We start from the raw sequence: 20,654 nt of genomic DNA on the forward strand, positions 1-20,654 counted from the left end.
CTTTGACGTTTCTTATCGGGTACTCTACTCTCTCGAATAAGAAACCGATACGTATCTTAAGGGGGTGCGTGTGAGCACCGGAAGCACGAACGCCGGATTACACACGAGATGGAGCGGACGGCTCATCGGCCTGGTGGCGGTCCTGGCCATGGTGAACTTCGTGGTCGACTCGGCCATCACCGCGCCACTGCTCGTCCTCCCGGAGATGCTCGACCACTTCGAAACCGACCAGGCGGCATGGCTCAACGCCACCGCGATGCTGGCGGGAGTGCTGTGGGCACCCCTGCTCGGAAAGAGCGCCGACATCTACGGCAAGCGCAAGGTGCTCGTGCTGACGTTGCTCCTGAGCTGCGCGGGCGCTGTCCTGTGCGCGGTGGCCCCCAGCATCTGGGTGTTCGTGCCGGGGCGCATGCTGCAGGGAGCGGCTCTGGCCACCGTGTTTCTCTCTGTCGCCATCGTTCGAGGGCTCTGCGCACCCCGGATCGCGATGATCATCGTGGGTATCGTGACGTCCGGCTCCGCGGTGCTGAACATCGCGTCCCGTTTCCTCATCGAGAAACTGGCCGCGGAGTTCGGCTTCCAGATCCTGTTCCTGCTGTCGGCCTTCGTCGCGGCCGTGATGGCGGTCTGTGTGCACCGCGTCCTTCCCGAGTCCTCGATCAGGACACCGGGCAGGATCGACGCCGGCGGTGCCCTCCTCCTCGGCGGGGGCCTCGCCGGGGTGCTCGGCTACGTCAGTGTGGGCTCGGACCTCGGCTGGCTCGCCGTCGGCCCGCTGGCTCTCCTCGCCGGTGGCGTCGCCGCACTGGCCAGGTGGTTCCTGGTCTCCAGCCGCAAGCCCGAACCCCTGATCGACGTCAGGGACCTCAGTGGGCCGTTGGTGCTGACGCTCCTCGTCGTCTTCCTCGCAGCCGGTTCGTACCAGAGCATGCTTCAGCTCATCCCGCTCATCGGTGATGTCTCGACGGATCAGCGACTCGGGTACGGACTGGCCGACCAGGGATCCGTGGCACTGCTGCTCGCGGCGCCGGGAGTCGGCGTCACGCTCGGAGGCCCGGGTGCCGGATGGCTTGCCGCGCGCATCGGACCGGCCCTGACACTGGCCGGGGCGATCATGCTCGGAACGGTGGTGACCACCGGGATGTTCCTCGGGGCCTCCCTGCTCGCCGTCGCGCTCTGCTGCGGATTCCTGCTGGGCGTCACGGTGGGAGCGCTCGGGACATCCGGCTTCAACATGGCGGGGAGTCTGGCGCCCGCCGAACGGCAGGGCATCGTGTCCAGCCTGGTCATGGTCATGGTCTCGATCGGGTCCGTGGTGCTGGACTTCGTGGGCGCGGCTGTACTCAAGTCGACCGCCGTGGTCGTCGACGGCGAGACGACGAATTCGGCCACGGGTGTGTACGGCTGTATCGCGATCGCTTCCGCCGCGTTCGCGATCGCCGCGGTGCTGGTCGTCATGCTCGTGCGCGGCACACGCCTCAGCGGCGACGCGCCGTCGTGGCCGCCGGCGGTTTCCTCGCCCACAAAGTGATCCGAGCAATCCGAGCCGGCTCTCACATTTCTCGTGACGGACTGAGGAGTTGGCGAATGAACAGAGGAATGGACAGAGGAATGGACAGAGCAATGAACAGTGGAACGGACAGAGGAACGGACAGAAGAACGGGCAGAGGAACAGGCCGAAGGACCGCGTCGAAGGGCACCGTCCTGGTGTCCGGTGCGAGCATCGCGGGTCCCGCCGTGGCGTTCTGGCTGCACCGGTTCGGATTCGCGGTGACCGTGGTGGAGAAGTCCGCCGGACCGCGGGGCGGCGGGTACCCGATCGACGTGCGTGGCACCGCCGTTGAGGTGGCTCAGCGGATGGGAATCCTGCCGCGACTCCGGGAAGCGCATATCGAGTCCCGCCGGTTGACCTTCCTCAACGCCGATGGCAGTGAGGTGGCGGTGGTGCACCCGCAGGCCGTGGCCGGCGGGATCGAGGGGCGTGACGTCGAGGTGCCTCGCGGGCAGCTGACGGAAGTCCTGTACGGGGCCGTCCGGGACGAGGTGGAGTTCGTGTTCGACGACTCCATCGAGGGGCTCACGGAACACGAGCACGGTGTGGACGTCACCTTCCGCAGCGGCCTCCAGCGCGGCTTCGACCTGGTTGTGGGCGCGGACGGGCTGCACTCGCACACCCGGAAGCTCGTCTTCGGCCCCGAGCGGCAGTTCCACCGCTATCTGGGGTACCGCTTCGCCGTGTTCACCATGCCCAACACCTTCGGGCTCTCCCATGAGGCGCTCATCTGGAACACCCCCGGAAGAGCCGCGGCGCTCTACGCGGTCGGAGACAGCAAGGAACTGCACGCGTTCCTCAACTTCGCCGACCCCGAACCACCCCACGAGGCCCTCCGCGCGCCCGAGGCACAACGTGACCTCGTCGCCGCCACCTTCGCCGGCGACGGATGGGAGATCCCGGCCATGGTCGCCGCCCTGGGCCACGCGAGCGACGCGTTCTTCGACACCGTGAGCCAGGTCCACATGCCGTGCTGGTCCAGCGGCCGGGTCGCGCTCGTCGGGGACGCCGCCTACGCCCCGTCGTTCCTGACCGGGCAGGGGTCCAGCCTCGCCCTCGTCGGCGCCTACATGCTCGCCTGCTCGCTGGCCGCCCAGCGCGACCACACCGCCGCCTTCGCCGCGTACGAACGCGACATTCGCGGATTCGTCGAACTGAACCAGGCACAGATCGGTGAAGGCGACGCGGCGCTCTTCCCCACCACCGCCGAAGCCCTTGAAACGCGCAACAACAGACTTCGCGGCCTGACCGCCCTGCCACCGGCAAGCGGGCGCCCGGCCCACACAGCCCTCACCTTGCCCGAGGACTCGGCTTCACCGGCCGTCTGATACTCCACAAGCGCCGGGCGCATCGAGAGCTCCCAGGTGGATGTAGTCCTCGCCTGTGCCACGAGCCAGGGGCGGATGCCGGTCGGCCGCCGGCTCTGCCTGCCCGAGCAGTCCTCGTGCGGCGGAACGCGGCTACGACGCGCTGGTCGAGATGGACGCCGACGGCTCCCACCGCCCGGAGGAACTGCCGCACCGGGCGCCCAGCGATCAAGAACCGCCGCTGCCATGTCTGTTCTGCCCGGCGTGTCCGGGCGGTAGCTTGGTGGAGAAGGCCCCTGAAGGAGGGCGGTTCGATGCCGTGGTTCGTATGGCTGCTCGCCGCCGCGGCACTGGGCGCCGCGGAGTTCTTCACTCTGACACTGGTCTTCGGGTTGCTGGCGGGCGCCGCGTTGGTTGCCGCCGTGGTCGCCGGTGTGGGCATCGGCCTTCTCGGCCAGCTGTTGGCCCTGGGGGCAGCAGCGGCAGCGGGCCTGGTCATCGTCCGTCCTGTCGCGCTGCGGCACATGGCACAGCAGCCGCTCATACGCGAGGGCAGTGACGCGCTGATCGGCAAGCGTGCCGAGGTACTGCAGGAGGTCACCGCGACCCGTGGCCTGATCAAACTCTCCGGCGAGGAATGGTCCGCCCGCGCCCTCGACGAGAGCCTTGTCATCCCGGTGGGAGCAGTGGTGGACGTCATGGAGATCGAAGGCGCCACCGCCATCGTCTACCCCCGCGCACTCCTTCCGTGAACCGTTGAACACACAGCAACGGAGGCACTGTGGATCCCGTCGTCATCCCCATTCTCGTGGCGGCCCTTGTCATGGTCTTCCTCGTGGCCTCCACGGTGCGCATCGTCCCGCAGGCGCGTCGATACAACATCGAGCGGTTCGGCCGGTACCGCCGGACGCTGCAGCCCGGCCTGAACCTGGTCGTGCCGGTGGCGGACCGCATCAACACCAAGCTCGACGTGCGCGAGCAGGTCTATTCGTCCGACCCCAGGCCGGTGATCACCGAGGACAACCTCGTGGTGAACATCGACACCGTGCTCTACTACCAGATCACCGACCCGCGGGCGGCGGCCTACGAGGTCGCCGACTACCTCCAGGCGATCGATCAGCTCACCGTGACCACGCTGCGCAACGTCATCGGCAGCATGGACCTGGAGGAGACGCTCACCTCGCGCGAGGAGATCAATTCCCGGCTCCGCGCCGTCCTCGACGACGCCACCGGCAAGTGGGGCATCCGGGTCAACCGCGTCGAGATCAAGGCCATCGATCCACCGGCCACCATCAAGGAAGCGATGGAGAAGCAGATGCGGGCCGAGCGTGACAAGCGCGCGGCGATCCTGCACGCCGAAGGAGAACGGCAAGCCAAGATCCTCACCGCGGAAGGCACGAAGCAGAAGGACATCCTGGAGGCCCAGGGCGCGCAGCAGGCCATGATCCTTCGCGCGGACGGCGAGGCCAAGGCGGTGGAGCTCGTCTTCCAGTCCGTGCATCGCAACAACGCCGACCCGAAGGTCCTGGCCTACAAGTACCTGGAGACACTCCCGCACCTGGCGAGCAGCGACAACAACACGTTCTGGGTGATCCCGGGGGAGCTGACCGAGGCGGTTCGGACCGTCACTCGAGCGTTCGGTGACCAGGCGACGGCGGGCACTCCCACGCCTGGGCAGCCTGAGGAAGCAGGCACCGCCGATGGTCAGGAGGCCTCGGGCGAGGTCCGTGTTCCGCAGCTTGAGGCAGGCTCGACTGTTTCCCTCGACGCCGCCGCGGCTGCGGACGAGGCAGGGAAGCAGGCTGCCGCGGCGGTGAACGACGCCAAGGCGGAGGCCGAGGCCGCGAAGTCGCACCAGGTGCCGCGCCGGGCGCGGACGTCCGACGATTGAGCCCCCTCGGCGGTCGCCGGGAACCGGGTGAAGCGGTGACCCAGGACTCCGAGGGGGCAGCCTGACGCCCCTTGACGCGTTCTTGGCAGGACACCGGCATGGACGATCCGGTCAAGACTGCCGGGATCCGGCAATGCGGTGAGGTGCCGACGCGGGCAGGATGGGGAGCGAGGGAAGCACGCGACGGAGGGCTGGGTGCCGGGCACCGGCAGGTGCCCGGCACCCAGCCGCCGGGGGCGTGCCGAGGCCGTCGTGCGGCGGGGCTGATCGGGGGTTGGGCATGCGGACGTTCTTGGAGGCCGCCACAGGCTTTCCGACCTTCCTGTTCACCGTCCCCCTGCTGGCGGCCGCGGGCTTCTGGCTGCTGGTCGCGGTGGGTGCCGCCGACTCCCGTACCTTCGACGAGGACGCCGACCTCAGCGCGCTGGGGCTGGGGGGTGTCCCCGTCGCGGTCGCGTTGTCGCTGTGGACGGGCTTCGCCTGGGCCGGCAGCCTCGGTGCCGTCGTCCTGCTGGAGCTACCGGCTTCCTCGGGGCCGGCGCGTGCGCTGACCGGGCTCGCCGTCCTCGTCGCCGCCCCCTCGGTGTCGTGGTGTGCGACCCGTGCGCTGGTACGCCTGCTGCGCCGCCTCCATCCCGATGAACCCGGGCCGTCCTCACGGCACGTCGTCGGGGCGACCCGCACGGTCCGTTCGGAACGGGCGGACGACGGCCTCCCCCAGGGCGACCGCCCCGCCCCGGAACTCCACGTGCGCCGCCGGGCCGCCTGAGCCGCACACCCCCCTGCCTACAGGGTGCCCTCGGCGAGGTCACGCGCCGGCACGGCCGGCCTCCTCGGCGGCGGGCGGCGTGCCGGCACCGGAGGGTGTGTCCGTGAGGTCGTCGACGTGGAAGAGACGGGCGATCGGCACGTGATCCAGCCGAGGAAGCCGTCGCTGACGAGCGCGCCACCCGGGTGGAAGAGCAGCGACGTCGACAGCACCGTGCGGGCGGCGAGACCCGACAGCAGCACCGCTATCAGCAGCGCCACCCCGAAGACCACGACGAGCACCATGAACAGGCCCCACGATCGGCGAAGAGAGCTCTCCCAGGACCGCCGACCAGACTTCCCGGCACACCGCGGGGAACCTTACCTGCTCTTTACGCGATCCTGACAGGCCCCCGGCACGCAACTCCGCAGCCCCGCACATTGCCGGGTTCCGGCAACCCGCGCAGCCCGTGAGGTGAAGGGCGCCGTGCACCCGTCGCGGCTTAGACGGCCCACGTCCGTCAGACCACCTCCAGGATGTCAACCCGCCGCTCGTTGCCGGGAACAGGCAATGGCCCCGGAACGGACGGAGTACGCTCCTGCGACCACGGGTGAAGAAGACGCAACGGCGCACTCGATGCGGAGGGACCTCTATGGCGGGACGGGACGTGCCGGAGGGGCACGAGAGACACGAGGCGTATCTGGAGGGGTACGCCCGTATCCTCGCCGACGCTTCGGCGACCGGCCGTCGGCTCTCCCGGGACGAACTGGCTTCGCGCCGCACCCTGGGCGAACAGGCCGCCGAGGCCGGGATCGGGCTGCGCGCCCTGGTCGGCGCCCACATGGCAGCCACCCGAGCGCACTGGCCCACCGGGAGCAGCGCGTCCGCGGACGACGTGCTGTCCGCCGCCACACAGGCCCTCGACGCGTTCGCCGAGGGCTACGAGCGGGCGCAGCGGCACGCCGTACGCCAGGAGGAGGCCGCCCGCCGGGAGTTCATCGACGACCTGCTGTACGGCCGCAGCGACCTGGGCCGACTCGCCCAGCGCGCGGAACGCTACGGGCTGCGGCTGCCGTACGAGCACGCGGTCGCCGTGGCCCAGGGCGAGACCACGTACGACGAGGGGGACCCGGTGCCCCGGGAGGTGGAGCGGGCTCTGATAGGCCGGTTCGGCGACCGCAACATCCTCCTCACCACCAAGGACGGCCGACTCGTCTGCGTCGCCCCCGGCGACCAGGACGACATCCTCGGCCACTTCGCCAAGCAGGCGTTCGCCGCGACCGGCGGCGGCCAGGTGGCGATCGGCCGCCCGCACGTCGGCCCGGCGGGTGTCGTCCAGTCGTACGAGGAGGCCCTGAACGCCCTCGACCTGGCCGAACGCCTGGAACTCGACGACCCGGTGCTGCGCGCCGCCGACCTCCTCGTCTACCCCGTCCTCACCCGTGACCGGCAGGCCATGGCCGATCTGGTGGAGAACGCCCTCGGCCCACTGCGCCAGGCCCGGGGCGGCGCCCAGCCGCTCCTCGACACCCTCACCGCCTACTTCGACTCCGGCTGCGTCTCCGCGGAGGCGGCCCGGCGGCTGTCACTGAGCGTGCGCGCCTTCACCTACCGCCTCGAACGCATCCACAAACTCACCGGCGCCGACCCGTCCGACCCGGTGCACCGCTACACCCTGCAGACCGCGGTGATCGGCGCCCGGCTGCTGGACTGGCCGACGAAACCCTTCTGACCCGCGCTTCCCGCAGGGCACCCAAACGTGACGATGATCGCATCGGCCCGCCGGTATCGGGTGCGCTCGGGCCGCATGCCCCGAGCGGTGGCGGTTAGTGTGTAAAGAACGCGTCAAAGGCGCGGGGTGTGCCGGGAAGTCTGGTCGGCGTCGAAGGGGCACGTACGCCCGGAACTCGATGCTGTGGAGGTCTCCCGGATGCGTGCCCCCCGTCGTGAGCGTTCCGTCTTCCTCGGTCTGCTGCCCTGGCCGGAGCGTATGCGGGTGGCCCGCGCCCTGCGTACGGAGACGGTCGGCGGGCTGGTGCTGCTGGCGGCGGCCGTCGTGGCGCTGGTGTGGGCGAACACCCCGTGGAGCGGGGCGTACGAGCACCTGCGCGACGCACACTTCGGGATACCCGCGCTCGGCCTGGACCTGTCGGTGGGGCACTGGACGGCGGACGGGCTGCTGACCGTGTTCTTCCTGGTCGCCGGGATCGAGCTGAAGCGTGAGCTGGTGGTCGGCGAACTGCGGACACCGGCCACGGCCGCCCTCCCGGTGGTCGCCGCCCTGTGCGGTATGGCGGTCCCCGCCGGCGTCTACCTGGCCACCACCGGACTCGGCGGGGGCAGCGCGCAGGGGTGGGCGGTGCCCATGGCCACCGACATCGCGTTCGCGCTCGCCGTCCTCGCGGTCCTGTCCACCCACCTTCCCTCCGCCCTGCGGGCCTTCCTGCTGACCCTGGCCGTGGTCGACGACCTGGGCGCGATCCTGGTGATCGCGCTCTTCTTCACCAGCGATCTCAACCCGGCCGCCCTCGCCGGAGCTGCGGCCGGCCTGATCGTGTTCTACCTGCTGCAGCGGTTCCGGGTACGCGGCTGGTGGTGGTACGTGCCGCTGGGGCTGGTGATCTGGGCGCTGATGTACAACGGCGGGGTGCACGCCACGGTCGCCGGTGTGGCCATGGGCCTGATCCTTCGCACGACCCGCGACGACGGCGAGGACGCCTCGCCCGGTGAGCGGACCGAACACCTGCTGCGGCCGGTCTCGGCCGGGGTGGCGGTGCCGCTGTTCGCGCTGTTCGCCGCCGGGGTGAGCGTGTCGGGTGACGCGCTGGGCGAGGTGTTCACGCGTCCGGAGCCGCTGGGAGTCGTCCTCGGGCTGGTGCTGGGCAAGACGGTGGGGATCTTCGCCGGCACCTACCTCGCGGCCCGCTTCACCCGGGCCCGCCTCAACCCCGACCTGGCCTGGGCGGATGTGTTCGCGCTCGCGGTACTGGCGGGCATCGGCTTCACCGTCGCCCTGCTCATCGGCGAACTCGCCTTCACCGATCCGGTCGCCGCCGAGCACATCAAGGCCGCCGTCCTGCTCGGCTCCCTGATCGCCGCGACGGTCGCGGCCCTGCTGATCAAACGCCGCAACGGCGTCTACCGCCGCCTGTGGGAGGCCGAGAACCGGGACGAGGACGCCGACGGCATCCCCGACATCTACCAGCGCACCGGCTCCGCGCACGATGGTGTCGAGAGCACGGGCTGACGGAGACGCCCTCGTCCCCGGGACCTTACGGTCCATACGAGCCGCCGCGGGGTAGCGTGACGGCCGCGCGGGGTTTGACGGGCTCCGAAGGAAGTCCATGTCAACCCTTGACGGACTGGACATACGCAGAAGGGGAGCCGTGGCGGGACGTTCCGCGCATCCGCGCAGGTCGCTGTTCACCGCCCACCCGGCCCGTACGGTCGTGCTGGCCTTCGCCGCCGTGACCGTGCTCGGGACCGGGCTGCTCGCGCTGCCGGTCGCCGCCGAGGGCGGTAGGGCGACCGGGCTGGTGACCGCGCTGTTCACGTCCACCTCGGCCGTCTGCGTGACGGGCCTGGCGGTGGTGGACACCGGCACGTACTGGAGCGGCTTCGGAGAGGGTGTGATCCTCGCGCTGATCCAGGTCGGCGGCTTCGGCATCATGACGATGGCCTCCCTGCTCGCGCTGCTGGTCTCCGGAAAGCTGCGGCTGCGACTGCGGCTCACCGCGCAGGCGGAGACCAAGAGCCTCGACATCGGTGACGTACGCCGGGTGCTGCTCGGCGTCGCGGGCACGACGCTGGCCGTGGAGCTCGCGGTGGGCGCCGTCCTCTCCCTGCGCTTCCGCCTCGGCTACGGCAACCCCATCGGCGAAGCGGTGTACCTGGGCTACTTCCACGCCGTCTCGGCCTTCAACAACGCCGGCTTCGGCCTGCACGCCGACAGTCTCACCCGTTACGCCCAGGACCCGTGGGTCACCCTGCCGATCGCCGCAGCCGTGATCCTCGGCGGGATCGGCTTCCCCGTCCTCCTGGAACTGCTCCGCCACCGCAACCGCCACCGCACCACCGGCCGCCGCAACTGGACCCTGCACACCAGGCTGACGCTCGTCACCACCGTCGCCCTGCTCGCCGTCGGCACCCTCGTGGTCACCGGCAAGACCCACGCGGTGGAGACCTTCGCGGAACCGAGCTGAGGCGCGCTGGGCCCGCAGCCGACAAGAACTGGTGTGAGAAAGCGACGGACCGGGTGCCCTCATGAGGGGCGTAAAGGACGGCTTCGACTACGTCACGGCTCGGCCGCTACGACGCGCCGGCGACCGCGGCGGAGGCGGTGGCCTGCGTGGCGTAGGAAGCCGGTGTGAGACGAACGCGCCTCTCGGGGCCATGGAGCGAAGACCGTATCCGAGCGACTTGAACAGCACCTCACGGACCCGTGAGCAGGCCGCACCGGTGTGTCCGGACGTGCCCGGTCGCGAAAGGGGTGAAGCCCTCTCCTGGTCAGCCGCAGGTGTCCAGAAGGGAGCTCGGCGCGGCCTTTTCGTTCTTGGTCACCGAGAGTCCGTAGATGAACCTCACGTGAGTCCAAGCCCTGGCGTACACGCAGTGGTAGGCAGCGTTCGGTGGAACCCACTGGTCGGGTGACTGGTCGCCTTTTGATCTGTCGGCAACGACCGAGACGGCGATGAGCTGCGTCGTCGACAGATCGTTGGCGATTGTGTGGCGCCGTGCGGGGCTCCACTTGTCGGCTCCGGACCACGACATCCCTTGGGTCCAGACGACCGACAGTCTGACGTCTCCGGTCAACAGGCCGGTGGCGACATCGACTTCCGTGCCGTTGCCCGTCACGTCCCGCCCGGGGTCCCGAGCCGAGGCAGCCTGAATGGGCGTCACGGACCGACATGCACGAACAGCGCCCACGTGGAGGGGCGTTGGGGCAGGCTGTTGCGCATGGCCAGCGTCGCCCCGTGCAGCGCGCGGGCGACCGAGTCCGCGTCGATCCCGCCGTCGCGCACGAGGTGCCGGTACGTGGCTGTCGTGATCGTCGTGGCCGCCGCGTCCCCCACCGACCACAGAGTTCCGACGACGTGCCGCCACCCGGCGTGCTGGAGCGCCGACGTCAGGGTGATCGTCTCGTCCAGGTGGTGCACGCCGCCGAGCGCCGTCTGACAGGCCGACAGGAAAGCCAGTTCACCCTGGGTGGTATGACGGGCGGAGGTGAGCTCCTCGACCGTCAACATGCCGTCGTGGAGGTGGACACCGCCTCGGGACGGGTCCACGACGTTCTGACCTCCGTGGCAGCTGAAGTGGACCCAGGCGTGCCGGGGCAGCGCCTCCGCGACTGCCTCCCGGGTCGCCCGCCGGCCGTCGAGGGTGGTGCACCGGCCGGGAAGCAGCGCGGTGAGCGCAGCCGTCTCCTCGCGGACTCCCGGAAGGGCGGGCAGCTCCGGCAGGTCCGCCAGCGCCACCAGCAGCAACCGCGCGTCACCGTCCAGGGGCTCGTCGGCCCGGCCACGGCCGAGGACCCTGAGCGTCGGGGCGTACGACGAGACGACACGGTCGATGACCGTCCGACCGGCGCCCTCCCCGTGGTGTCCGGCGGCGTGCAGGGGGAGCAGGGTCAGCGCGCCCGTCGGGTACCACCAGAGGCGGGGCCGGTCCTCTGCCGGGCCGGTGACGCCGAGCGCGTCCAGCACCGGGGCCGTGACCGTGTCCCACAGCCATCGCAGCAGCTCGTCCACCGCCTGCTCCAGCGCCACCTGTTCCGCCAGTCCTCGTCGTCCGCGGGCGAACTCGCGCAGGGCCGCGAGGTAGGCGTTGGTCCGCCGGGCGGCTTCCTCGTCCGACAGACCGGGAAGGGGCAGGCTCCGCACCCCGTCGGCCGTGACCAGCAGCGCGTCGCAGCGCCGGCCACTGACGTTGATCACCAGCACGGGGCCGTCGTCGACCGTCTCGCACAGTGTCGGGGCGGACAGCGGCTGCAGGAACGACTCGAACCCGGGGACCGACCGGGTCTGCCGGACGAGCGTGTCCCAGCGGTCGGCCAGGGCCATGCGGTGGTCCGCCGGGACGGGGACCGGCTCGCCGAGCAGGGTGTCGGCGGGAGAGTCGAGTTCGTGGCGGACCCGGTCGAGTTCCGCCGCCAGGTCCGGGGCGGCCTCGCGCAGGGCGGTGAGGTCGGAGCGGACGTCGAGGAGCTGGGACCAGATCACCCCGCGTCCCTGCTCCAGCAGTTCCAGCGCGCGGTCGGGCCGTCCCGCGGCGACGGCCGCGGCAGCCGCGTCGGCGGCCAGTCCACGCGTCCGGGTCAGCAGCCGTTCGCGGTCGCCGCGGCCGAGTCCGTGCCAGGCCAGCACGGGGAGCTGGGCGACCGCTGTGGTGTAGGCATCGAGGGCGGAAGAGGGCTCTTCGGCCAGCTCCGCCGCCGTCTCGCCCCATCTCCGGGCGCAGGCCAGACGGGGCCAGCTGGACGCGGCCGGGTGCTCGGCCACCTGCCGCCAGCAGGCGACGGCTTCCTCGGCGCGGGAGCGGTCTCCCGACACCTCGTAGCCACGCCACAGAGCTTCGCCCAGGTTGGCCAGGAGCGCGAACCGCTCGGGGGCGTCGTCGGCCGCCACTCTCAGGCCCTCCCGGTAGAGGCGGATCGCCTCCGCCAGGTCGGCCTCCGCCACTGCCGCGTCCTCCTCGGCGGACGCGCGCGCGACACGGAAGACACCGAGGTTGCTGAGGCATCCGGTGTGCATCGGGTGCCCGGGGCCGGTCACGGCGAGGGCCTGGGCGGCGACCTCGACCGACCGGTCCGCGTCTGCGGGGTCGTTGTCCCGCTCGAAGCGTTCGTGAAGGCACTGGGCGAGACCGATGAGGACGATGGCGCGCTGGGCGTGCTCCACCGGCAGCTCGTCGGCGGCGGCCTCCGCCATGCTCGTGGCCCGGTCGAGGTCCTCGGGTTCGCGGGTGCGCTCGTAGCGCTCGTGCAGGACCCGGGACAGGTTGCTGAGACGTACGGCGCGTGCCGCGGACCCGGGCGGGGTCAGGTCTGCGGCCTGCTGCACGAGGTCGATGGCCTCATCGAGGTCGGCGCCGGCGCCCCGCTCGCCGTACCGGGTGCCGAGGGCACTGACGAGGGTGCCCAGGAGGGCCGGGTAGCTGCTCGCGTCCGGGGCGGACCGGTCGAGTGCGAGCCGGCCGTACGACACCGCGCCGTCGAGGTCCGCCGTGTCGCCGAGGCGTCGGAACCGCAGGAGAAGGGCGCTGGACAGGTGCCCCAGGGCGCCGCCCGACGCGGCCGACCGTTCCGTGGGGTCCGGGGGGAGCGGGAGCGTGTCGGATCCGGCGGGGGTCCTGCGAGAGGCCGGCCCGGCGTCCTGGGGGTGGCCGGCGCCGGCGGCGGGGCCGTCCGCCGTCCGCACCGCCTCCCTCGCCACCGCGACGGCCTCGTCGAGATCGGCGGCGTCGCCGTTGGCCTCGTACCGTTCCCGCAGCGTGGCGCTGAGCTGGGAAAGGCTCTCCGCCCTGTCGGGGTGGCCCTCGGGCGCCGCGGCCACCGCGTGTCTTCCGTACTCGACGGCCTCGCGCCAGTCGGCCGACGTGCTCGTCACCCGGGCCCGGTCCCGCAGGCTGGTGCCCAGATTGCACAGCAGGGCGGGACCGGGTTCCTCGGCGACGGCGGACCGGAACAGCTCGATCGCCTCGTCCAGCGAGTCGAGGTCGCCGGTCCGGTCGAACCGGACGGACAGGAACAGGCCGACGGAGCGCCGTACTTCCGCGGCGCTCATCCCCGCGTGCCCGGTCCCGAACAGGTCGGCCCGGGCCACGACGGCCCGGCCCTCGACAAGTGCGGCGTCCATGTCCTCCCGCGTGTCGGTGCGGCCGAAGCGTGCGCCGGCGAAGGCCCACGGCATGGCGAGCCGACGGGTGTACTGCGGGTGTTCCGGCGGAGTGGCGGCGAGGGCCGACCGGCCGGCGTCGAGTGCCGCGTCGAGGTCGGTCAGGTCATGGCCGTCCTGGTACCCGAGCCACCGGATCCAGCCCAGCCGCGCGTACAGCTCGCCGAGGTCGGCCCCCGGCTGTCCCTGCCCCTCGGCGACGGCCTGCTCGGCGTACCCCGAGGCCTCGTCGAGGTCAGCCCGGTCACCGCGCAGTTCGAACCGTTCGCTCAGCACCCGGGACAGGTTGTGCAGGACGCCGTACCGCTCGGGATTGCCCTGCACGGCCAGTGCCCGGCGGCCGATGTCGACGGCCCGGTCCAGGTCGGCGGGATCGGCGCCGTGCAGGTAGCGCACAGCGAGCGCGGAGGCCAGGTTGCCCAGGATCTGGCCCCGGTACTCGTACTCCGGTGTCAGCAGCCCCACGGCTTCCTCCGCCAGCTCCACGGCCGCCGCGATGTCGGCCGGGTCCGTTCTGTCCGCCGACTCGGCGCGGGTGCGGAACGCGCCGGCGAGGTTGGAGGTGTACCGGGGGCGGTCGACGTGCGTGTCGGGCACGGCCGCGTGTCCGAGGCGGCCCGCTTCGACGGCCCGGTCGATGTCCGCGGGATCGCCGGTGAGGCTGAACCGCATCTGGTGGGCGACGCCCTGCTTGGCGAGCAGGACCCCGCGGCTGGGGTGTCCGGCCGGCAGTCCGGCGACCGCCCGGCCCAGCAGTGCGATCGCCCGGTCGGCGGTCGCCGGGTCCGAGATCCAGGACAGGGACAGCATGGCCCGGTGCGCGGCCCGCGCCGCGGCCGGGTCCGTCCCGGCGAGGGACCAGAGCTCTTCGGGGAGCCACGAGGAGCGGGTGGCGTCGAACTCCCGGAACATCCCCATGGCCACGTCGAGCGAGGCCGCGGCGGCGTCCGCGTCGGAGACGGCCAGGTGACGGCACCAGTGGAACAGCGCGATGGTGTGGGCCACGACGAACGGGAGCCCGCTGCCGGTGTACGCGGCGCGGGAGAGCCGACCCGCGACGTCCGGTCCCTCGGCGCCCGACAGGCCGGAGGGATCTCCGTGAGCGCGGTACAGGTCGATGCGTCGTCTCAGGTCGGCCAGCAGGTCCTCCACGTCGTCGCCCCGCACGTCCAGCAGGTCCTGTGCCATCAGCGGCAGGATGTGGGGGGCGGTGTCCGCGAAGGGAGCGAACAGGTGGAGCGCCTGCCGGAGGTCGTCCTCCTTCTGCCCCTCGGGCAACGCCAGGTGCCGGCACCAGTGCAGCAACCCGATGACGTACACCGTGTACGGGTCCACCGACGTCGTCCCGTCCGGCCGCTCCTCCATGGGTTGCGCCTGCCAGGCCGCCTCGGCCTCCGCCAGGGCCTCCGGGGCCAGGACGGTCATCGGATCGCCTTCCCGCTGGTAGCGGTCGACGCGTTTCCTGAGCCGGTCCACCGGAGTCCGGGTGTCCTCGGTCACGGTTGCTGCCCCCCGTCGGGCTCATGTCGGTAGGTCGGAGAGAACGGCACGTTCTGCCGCCACTCGTCGCTCAGCGCCCTGTTGACGGCCTGCTCCTCCGCCCGGTCGGCCGGCAGCGGAAGGTGCAGGGCGGTCAGGAGCGTGAAGCGGTGCAGGTCGATCGCCGCGTGCACGGTCTCCCCGTAGGCGAGGGCGGCCTGTACGGCCCCGGAGTAGGCGGTCACGGCCAGCGCCAGCGGCAGCAGCACCAGCCACAGCCACCAGCCGGACCTGCTGAGCAGCGCGGCGGAGACCACGGCCGTGACGGCACCGGTGGCCGTCATGCGCACGGCGGCGTCCAGGGCGTTGCGCCGGTCGTCGACCACAGCCCGGACCTTGTCGTCGAGGAGCGGATACAGGCGGGGCCAGGCCACGACCGGGTCGAGGCCGTAGGCCCGGCCGGCGGTGTCCTCCATGGCGGCGAGGACGTTGCCCAGCCTGGTCGGCCGCACCAGGTGGTCCGGCGTGGGGAAGGAGCGCGCCAGCGCCGACGCGGCCGTACCCGCCCGTTGGGTCTCCTCAGCGGTGGGGACCGTGGAACCGGCGATGACCCGTGCGTCCTCCAGGCGCCGCTTGCGACGGAGTTGCCGCCGCCGGGCCGTCCCCGTCCCGAGCCCACGCGGCCAGTCGCCCTCCAGTACTCGGATGAGCGGCAGTTGGAGGGGAGCGGCGAGCAGCGCCACGAGCAGTACGGCGAGAAGGATGCCGAGGACCTCCCCGGCACCCAGGGCCGCGGCGGTGTCCCACGCGGTTCCGAAGCGCAGGGTCGGTCCCGGCGCACCGGCCCAGACCAGGACCAGCAGATAGAGCAGGGCCGCGCAGGCGGGCAGGTAGCCGATGGTGAAGAAGCGGACGGACAGCACGTCCTGCGGGGGTTTCAGGACGTCGCCGACCTTCACGTCACCAGCTCCATCGGGCGCCCGCAGAGCGGACACGCCGGGCGGAACCGGTCGTCGTGGTAGGCGGCGTACGCCTCACCCGCGCAGCCCGGCTCGGCGCACGCGTACCGCAGTGCCACGTAACGGGTCGACGCGCCGGGGAGGGTGGCGCCGTCACCGTCCCCGGTTCCCTTGTCTCCGACGGGCGTGAGGAAGGCGCGGGTGAGGAAGGAGCGGGAGGTCAGGGCCGCCCGGCGGCCGCCGACCACGAGCGCCACGGTTTCGACGCCGGGGAACCTGAGCAGGACGTCCTCCAGAAGGGCCGCCGCCGCCACGACCGACGTGCCCTCCGGCACGTGCACCGCGACCGCTCCGGTCGACTCCGCTGCGGGATCCACGAGCATCCGGTAGTCCACCGGACGAGAATGACACGCGAGGAGGCCGTATGCCCCCGAATGTCTTCTATTGATGCGGAGTTGTCCTTCTTCCCCTCGTCCTTCCCCTCGTCCCTGACGCCGGAAAGCCCGCCCGTGGACGACTCTCGTCGCCCTCCCCGCCGAGCAGCGGCTTCTCGCCGTCGACGGTGTGGGTGACGGATTCGCCGGCCGAGCGGCACACTGATCCGGCCCTTGCGGGCGATCGCGATCCGCCCGGCCCCGGCGGCACCGGGGAGAGGCCCTCACCGAGCGCGGCCACGGCGGCTGCCCCGTGCCCGGCCGCGAGCAGCGGCGAGCGGATGTCCTGTTCCAGGTCGGGCAGGTAGCCGAGGAGGACATCGGCGGGCCCCTGGATCCGTACGCGGCCCAGCGCGGCCGGCAGCAGCAGGCTCCGGGCGCGTCCAAGCCGCTCGGACCGGCCACCGGACTCCACGGTCACCGGGGCACCCGCGTTGCTGACGACCAGCGCGGTGGAGAAGTCGTGCACCAGCGGGGCCGTGGTGTCAGCCTGCCACCGCTCCAGGGCGAAGTACGGGCCGGCGCACAGCACGGTGCGCTCCACCGCGTCGTCGACCTGGACGCTCAGGCCGGAGTGGAACTCGGGGCGTGGACCGGGACGCCACTCGTCGAGGAGCCGCCTGAGGTTGGTGTGCCACTCCTCGTCGTCCAGTGCCGAGCCGTCCTCCATGTGACGGCGCATGGCGTGCTGCTGGATGTCGGAGGTCTGCTCGATCTCGTAGACCAGGGTGCCGGGGCCGAAACGGTGCAGGGTGCCGCCAGGCACGTAGACGGTCTGCCCCGCCCGCACCGGAAGCCGTCGCGTGACCGCGTCGAAGTCCTGTGCGAGCAGAGCCCGGTGCAGCGTGCCCCGGTCCACACCGGCTTTCGTCCCCACCAGAGCGGTGGCTCCCGGGACCGCGTCGAGCACGTGCCACGCCTCGGTCTTGCCGTGGGGCTCGCCCTCCAGTCGGCGTGCGGTGTCGTCATCGGCGTGCAGATGGACCGGGAGGGCACCGGTGCCGTCGATGAACTTGGTCAGCACCGGGAAGCGCGGGCCGCGCCACCCGCGCCCCACGAGTTCGTCGGGGTGGTCCTCGACGAGCCGGCGCAGCGTGTGGCCGGCCAGCGGGCCGTTCGCGACCCGTGCTCCCTCACCGTCCACATCGCTGACCTCCCAGGTCTCGGCGACCGGGCCGTCGGGCAGGCCGGTACGGCCCAGCCGTTCGGCGAGGGCCCGGCCGCCGAAGACGTGCTGCTTGACCGGGGTGGTCAGCCGCAAGGGGTACCAGTCCACAACCTCTCCTGGTTCCTGATGAAGCGTCAGGCCACGTGAGTGCCTGAGCGGTATGAGTGGTCGGAGCGTGTGAGTGTCAGAGGATGGGCCGGCCGCCGGTGACGGCGATGCGCGCACCCGAGACGTACGCAGCCTCGTCCGAGGCGAGCAGGACATACACGGGGGCGAGTTCGGCCGGCTGTCCGGCCCGCCCCAGTGGCGTCTGCGCGCCGAAGTCCTCGACCTGCTCGGGCGGCATCGTGGCCGGGATCAGCGGCGTCCAGATGGGCCCGGGGGCGACGCTGTTGGCGCGGATGCCCCGGTCGGCGAGCGACTGGGACAGCGAGCCGACCATGTTGGCCAGGCCCGCCTTGGTCGCGTTGTAGGCCAGCAGGCCCGGCGGCGGCGTGTCGGAGTTCACCGAACTGGACGCGATGATCGACGCACCTGGCTTCATGTGCGGGACCGCCGCTTTGCAGAGGTGGAACATGGCGCTGAGGTTGGTCGCCAGAGTGTGGTCCCACTCGGCGTCCGGGATCTCCTCGATCGACGGACGATGCATCTGGAACGCCGCGTTGCTGACCAGGACGTCGATGCGGCCGAACACCTCGATGGCCCTTGCCACCACCTTTCGGCAGTGGGCGGGATCGGACAGGTCACCGGGCACCAGGACCGCCTTGCGGCCGGCCTCCTCCACCCAGCGCGCCGTGTGGCGGGCGTCGTCGTCCTCCTCGTCCAGGTACGAGATGAGGACATCGGCGCCCTCGCGGGCGTAGGCGATCGCGACGGCCTTGCCGATGCCGCTGTCGCCCCCGGTGATCACGGCTGCCTTCCCGGCCAGTCGGCCCGATCCGCGGTAGCTGTGCTCACCGTGGTCGGCCTGAGGCCGTAGGGCCGCCTCGGTACCCGGAGGCTGTTGCTGCTGTGCGGGCTTGCTCATGCGGACGTACCTCGTTCTCTTCCCAGCGATTTCCCTGCGTTCCCGGTCGAGTGGCAGGGCGCGTGCCTGCCCGCTCCCGGCGGGGCCCGTCGCCGCGGGCCGTGGGACCGGCCGGAGCACCCCGAGCGAGCGGGGGCCCTCACCGGGACGGAGGTGGTGGTGCCGTCGGGCCTGAGGGGACGACCACGTCAAAGGAGCGGCAAAAAGGGAGGGCGACGGCGCCTCCGTCCTGTCGAGCGGGTTACCCCAGTGCGTGGGAACAAACGAGTCCTGAAGGGACAAAGGAGTCCTGACGGCGAGAGCCCGACGGAAGGAGACCCAATGGCCCCGCCCCGGAATCGCGCACAGGACACCCGCAAGGCAGCGGGAAAAGGCCACACCGGCCGTGAGGGACCGAGCGGCCGCGCGCTGCTCACGGACCCGCTGCGCAACAAGGGCGTCGCCTTCACCCAGGAGGAGCGGGAACGCCACGGCCTGGTCGGGACGCTGCCGCCCGCGGTGCTTCCGCTGGAGCTCCAGGCACGCCGCGCCTGGGAGCAACTGCGGGCGCAGCCGGACGACTTGGCGAGGAACGTCTACCTGGAGCAGCTCCACGACCGCAACGAGGTCCTCTACTTCCGGCTGCTCTGCGACCACCTCACCGAGCTGCTGCCGATCGTCTACGACCCGACCGTCGGCGAGGCGGTCAAGCGCTACAGCCACGAATACCGGCGGCCGCGCGGTGTCTACCTGTCCATCGACCGCCCCCAGGACATCCGCCCCGCGTTGCAGGCGCTGGGCCTGGGCCCCGACGACGTCGACCTGCTGGTGGCCACCGACGCGGAGCAACTCCTCGGCATCGGCGACTGGGGCGTCGGCGGCATGCAGCTCGCGGTCGGCAAGCTGGCGGTCTACACCGCCGCCGCGGGCATCCACCCGGGGCGGGCCGTCCCGGTGATGCTCGACGTCGGCACCGGAAACCAGGCGCTGCTCAACGACCCGCTGTACGTGGGCAACCGTCACAACAGGGTGCGCGGCGAGGAGTACGACGCGTTCGTCGCCGCCTTCGTGGAGGCGGTGGGCGAGCTGTTCCCGCAGGCGCTGCTGCACTGGGAGGACTTCGGCCCCGGCAACGGCCGCCGTATCCTCCAGCAGTACGGCGAGAAGATCTGCACGTTCAACGACGACATGCAGGGCACCGGCGCGATCACGCTGGCCTGCGTCCTGAACGCGGCACGGGTCACCGGCAGGCCCCTGCGGGATCAGCGGATCGTGGTCTTCGGCGCCGGGACGGCGGGCGTGGGCATCGCCGACCAGGTCCGTGACGCCATGGTCCGCGACGGACTGGACCACGAGGAGGCCACCCGCCGCGTCTGGTGCGTGGACCGCCAGGGCCTGCTGCGGCAGTCCACCGAGGGACTCCGCGACTACCAGCGGCCGTACGCGCGGCCCGACGACGAGTGGCCCGACGACCGGCCGGCCGACCTGCTGAGTGTGGTGGACCAGGCACAGCCGACCGTGCTGGTGGGAACGTCCACCCAGCACGGGGCTTTCACCCAGGACGTGGTGCGTTCCATGGCCCGCCACGTGGACCGGCCGGTCGTCCTGCCGCTGTCCAACCCCACGGAGAAGATCGAGGCCATGCCGGCGGACGTGCTGCGGTGGACCGGCGGCAAGGCCCTGGTCGCCACCGGCATCCCGGTACCCCCGGTGGAGCTGGACGGCACCACGTACGTCATCGGCCAGGCCAACAACGCCCTGCTCTACCCGGGGCTGGGGCTGGGCGCCGTGGTCGCTTGCGCCGAGCGGATCACCGACGGCATGCTCCAGGCCGCGGCGGAAGCCGTCGCAGGCCTCGCCGAGCTGTCGGAGCCCGGCGCCGCCCTGCTGCCGGAGGTGGACAACCTGCGCACCTCTTCGGCCGTGGTCGCCGCGGCCGTCGCCCGCCGCGCGGCTGAGGAGGGCGTCGCCCGGGCCCGCCTTGACGACGTGATCCAGCAGATCCAGGACGCCATGTGGCAGCCGGAGTACGGCTGACCGCCTGGGCGGGTGCCCGGTCTGCCGGCTCGGCATCGTCCTCGGCGCCCGCCCGCACGTGGCCCTGGCTTCGGCGCCCGCCCGCACGTGGCCCTGGCCTCGGCGTCCATGAGCACCCGGGCCGGAACCTGCCCCGCACGGAACCCAAGGTCGCCGGGCCCTGGTCGCTCGCACGCCGCCA

General features: G+C 71.6%; 16 protein-coding genes. 9 read left to right on the forward strand and 7 right to left on the reverse strand.

Annotated elements, in window-relative coordinates; all coding sequences use genetic code 11:
• The first annotated feature begins 70 nt into the window (after window positions 1–70).
• From ACZ49J_RS09820 to ACZ49J_RS09840, 5 genes are all read left to right on the forward strand, one after another.
• Window positions 71–1,531, forward strand: a complete 1,461-nt coding sequence (locus ACZ49J_RS09820; RefSeq protein ID WP_467447061.1) for an MFS transporter — start codon at window positions 71–73, stop codon at window positions 1,529–1,531.
• Between the two features lie 92 nt (window positions 1,532–1,623).
• The gene (locus ACZ49J_RS09825; RefSeq protein WP_467447063.1) at window positions 1,624–2,880 is read left to right on the forward strand and encodes an FAD-dependent monooxygenase; all 1,257 of its coding nucleotides are present in this window, start codon (window positions 1,624–1,626) and stop codon (window positions 2,878–2,880) included.
• 293 nt (window positions 2,881–3,173) lie between these two features.
• Window positions 3,174–3,611: an NfeD family protein gene (locus ACZ49J_RS09830; protein WP_467447064.1), complete on the forward strand. Its 438-nt coding sequence runs from the start codon at window positions 3,174–3,176 to the stop codon at window positions 3,609–3,611.
• 29 nt (window positions 3,612–3,640) lie between these two features.
• Window positions 3,641–4,750 (forward strand): SPFH domain-containing protein, encoded by a 1,110-nt coding sequence (locus ACZ49J_RS09835; protein WP_467447066.1) that lies wholly within the window; start codon window positions 3,641–3,643, stop codon window positions 4,748–4,750.
• A 280-nt stretch (window positions 4,751–5,030) separates the two neighbouring features.
• Window positions 5,031–5,519, forward strand: a complete 489-nt coding sequence (locus ACZ49J_RS09840; protein WP_467447067.1) for a hypothetical protein — start codon at window positions 5,031–5,033, stop codon at window positions 5,517–5,519.
• 17 nt (window positions 5,520–5,536) lie between these two features.
• Here the strand turns inward: ACZ49J_RS09840 and ACZ49J_RS09845 are convergent, their stop codons facing one another.
• On the reverse strand, window positions 5,537–5,803 hold the full coding sequence (locus tag ACZ49J_RS09845; RefSeq protein WP_467447068.1) for a hypothetical protein: 267 nt from the start codon (window positions 5,801–5,803) through the stop codon (window positions 5,537–5,539).
• Between the two features lie 347 nt (window positions 5,804–6,150).
• Here ACZ49J_RS09845 and ACZ49J_RS09850 point away from each other — a divergent pair, with 347 nt between their 5' ends.
• The 3 genes from ACZ49J_RS09850 (at window position 6,151) to ACZ49J_RS09860 (ending at window position 9,700) form a co-directional block, all read left to right on the forward strand.
• Entirely contained in the window at window positions 6,151–7,230 is a 1,080-nt protein-coding gene (locus ACZ49J_RS09850) for a PucR family transcriptional regulator (RefSeq protein WP_467447069.1), read from the forward strand.
• 198 nt (window positions 7,231–7,428) lie between these two features.
• Window positions 7,429–8,745 carry a Na+/H+ antiporter NhaA gene (nhaA, locus tag ACZ49J_RS09855; RefSeq protein ID WP_467447070.1) on the forward strand — a complete coding sequence of 439 codons (1,317 nt, stop codon included), beginning with the start codon at window positions 7,429–7,431 and terminating at the stop codon, window positions 8,743–8,745.
• Window positions 8,746–8,842: 97 nt separating this feature from the next.
• On the forward strand, window positions 8,843–9,700 hold the full coding sequence (locus ACZ49J_RS09860) for a potassium transporter TrkG (protein WP_467447071.1): 858 nt from the start codon (window positions 8,843–8,845) through the stop codon (window positions 9,698–9,700).
• 304 nt (window positions 9,701–10,004) lie between these two features.
• Here ACZ49J_RS09860 and ACZ49J_RS09865 read toward each other — a convergent pair whose 3' ends face one another.
• The 6 genes from ACZ49J_RS09865 to ACZ49J_RS09890 form a co-directional block, all read right to left on the reverse strand.
• Window positions 10,005–10,352, reverse strand: a complete 348-nt coding sequence (locus ACZ49J_RS09865; RefSeq protein WP_467447072.1) for a hypothetical protein — start codon at window positions 10,350–10,352, stop codon at window positions 10,005–10,007.
• 41 nt (window positions 10,353–10,393) lie between these two features.
• Window positions 10,394–14,890, reverse strand: a complete 4,497-nt coding sequence (locus tag ACZ49J_RS09870; protein WP_467447074.1) for a CHAT domain-containing protein — start codon at window positions 14,888–14,890, stop codon at window positions 10,394–10,396.
• Window positions 14,887–15,828: a hypothetical protein gene (locus ACZ49J_RS09875; RefSeq protein WP_467447075.1), complete on the reverse strand. Its 942-nt coding sequence runs from the start codon at window positions 15,826–15,828 to the stop codon at window positions 14,887–14,889. Before ACZ49J_RS09875 ends, ACZ49J_RS09870 begins: the two co-directional genes overlap by 4 nt.
• Window positions 15,825–16,223 (reverse strand): hypothetical protein, encoded by a 399-nt coding sequence (locus tag ACZ49J_RS09880; protein ID WP_467447076.1) that lies wholly within the window; start codon window positions 16,221–16,223, stop codon window positions 15,825–15,827. Before ACZ49J_RS09880 ends, ACZ49J_RS09875 begins: the two co-directional genes overlap by 4 nt.
• Before the next feature lie 46 nt (window positions 16,224–16,269).
• Window positions 16,270–17,538, reverse strand: coding sequence for a class I mannose-6-phosphate isomerase (locus tag ACZ49J_RS09885; protein ID WP_467447078.1), 1,269 nt, complete (start codon window positions 17,536–17,538; stop codon window positions 16,270–16,272).
• A 76-nt stretch (window positions 17,539–17,614) separates the two neighbouring features.
• Window positions 17,615–18,457: an SDR family oxidoreductase gene (locus ACZ49J_RS09890; protein WP_467447079.1), complete on the reverse strand. Its 843-nt coding sequence runs from the start codon at window positions 18,455–18,457 to the stop codon at window positions 17,615–17,617.
• Window positions 18,458–18,778: 321 nt separating this feature from the next.
• Here ACZ49J_RS09890 and ACZ49J_RS09895 point away from each other — a divergent pair, with 321 nt between their 5' ends.
• Window positions 18,779–20,473 (forward strand): NAD-dependent malic enzyme, encoded by a 1,695-nt coding sequence (locus tag ACZ49J_RS09895; RefSeq protein ID WP_467447080.1) that lies wholly within the window; start codon window positions 18,779–18,781, stop codon window positions 20,471–20,473.
• Window positions 20,474–20,654 lie beyond the last annotated feature (181 nt).

This window comes from Streptomyces sp. NPDC030840, from assembly GCF_055572015.1.

Coding starts and splice junctions, on each gene's coding strand:
- nhaA (WP_467447070.1), top strand. CDS start 7,429: ATGCGTGCCCCCCGTCGTGAGCGTTCCGTCTTCCTCGGTCTGCTGCCC.
- ACZ49J_RS09890 (WP_467447079.1), bottom strand. CDS start 18,457: ATGAGCAAGCCCGCACAGCAGCAACAGCCTCCGGGTACCGAGGCGGCC.
- ACZ49J_RS09860 (WP_467447071.1), top strand. CDS start 8,843: ATGTCAACCCTTGACGGACTGGACATACGCAGAAGGGGAGCCGTGGCG.
- ACZ49J_RS09850 (WP_467447069.1), top strand. CDS start 6,151: ATGGCGGGACGGGACGTGCCGGAGGGGCACGAGAGACACGAGGCGTAT.
- ACZ49J_RS09830 (WP_467447064.1), top strand. CDS start 3,174: ATGCCGTGGTTCGTATGGCTGCTCGCCGCCGCGGCACTGGGCGCCGCG.
- ACZ49J_RS09845 (WP_467447068.1), bottom strand. CDS start 5,803: ATGGTGCTCGTCGTGGTCTTCGGGGTGGCGCTGCTGATAGCGGTGCTG.
- ACZ49J_RS09825 (WP_467447063.1), top strand. CDS start 1,624: ATGAACAGTGGAACGGACAGAGGAACGGACAGAAGAACGGGCAGAGGA.
- ACZ49J_RS09895 (WP_467447080.1), top strand. CDS start 18,779: ATGGCCCCGCCCCGGAATCGCGCACAGGACACCCGCAAGGCAGCGGGA.
- ACZ49J_RS09840 (WP_467447067.1), top strand. CDS start 5,031: ATGCGGACGTTCTTGGAGGCCGCCACAGGCTTTCCGACCTTCCTGTTC.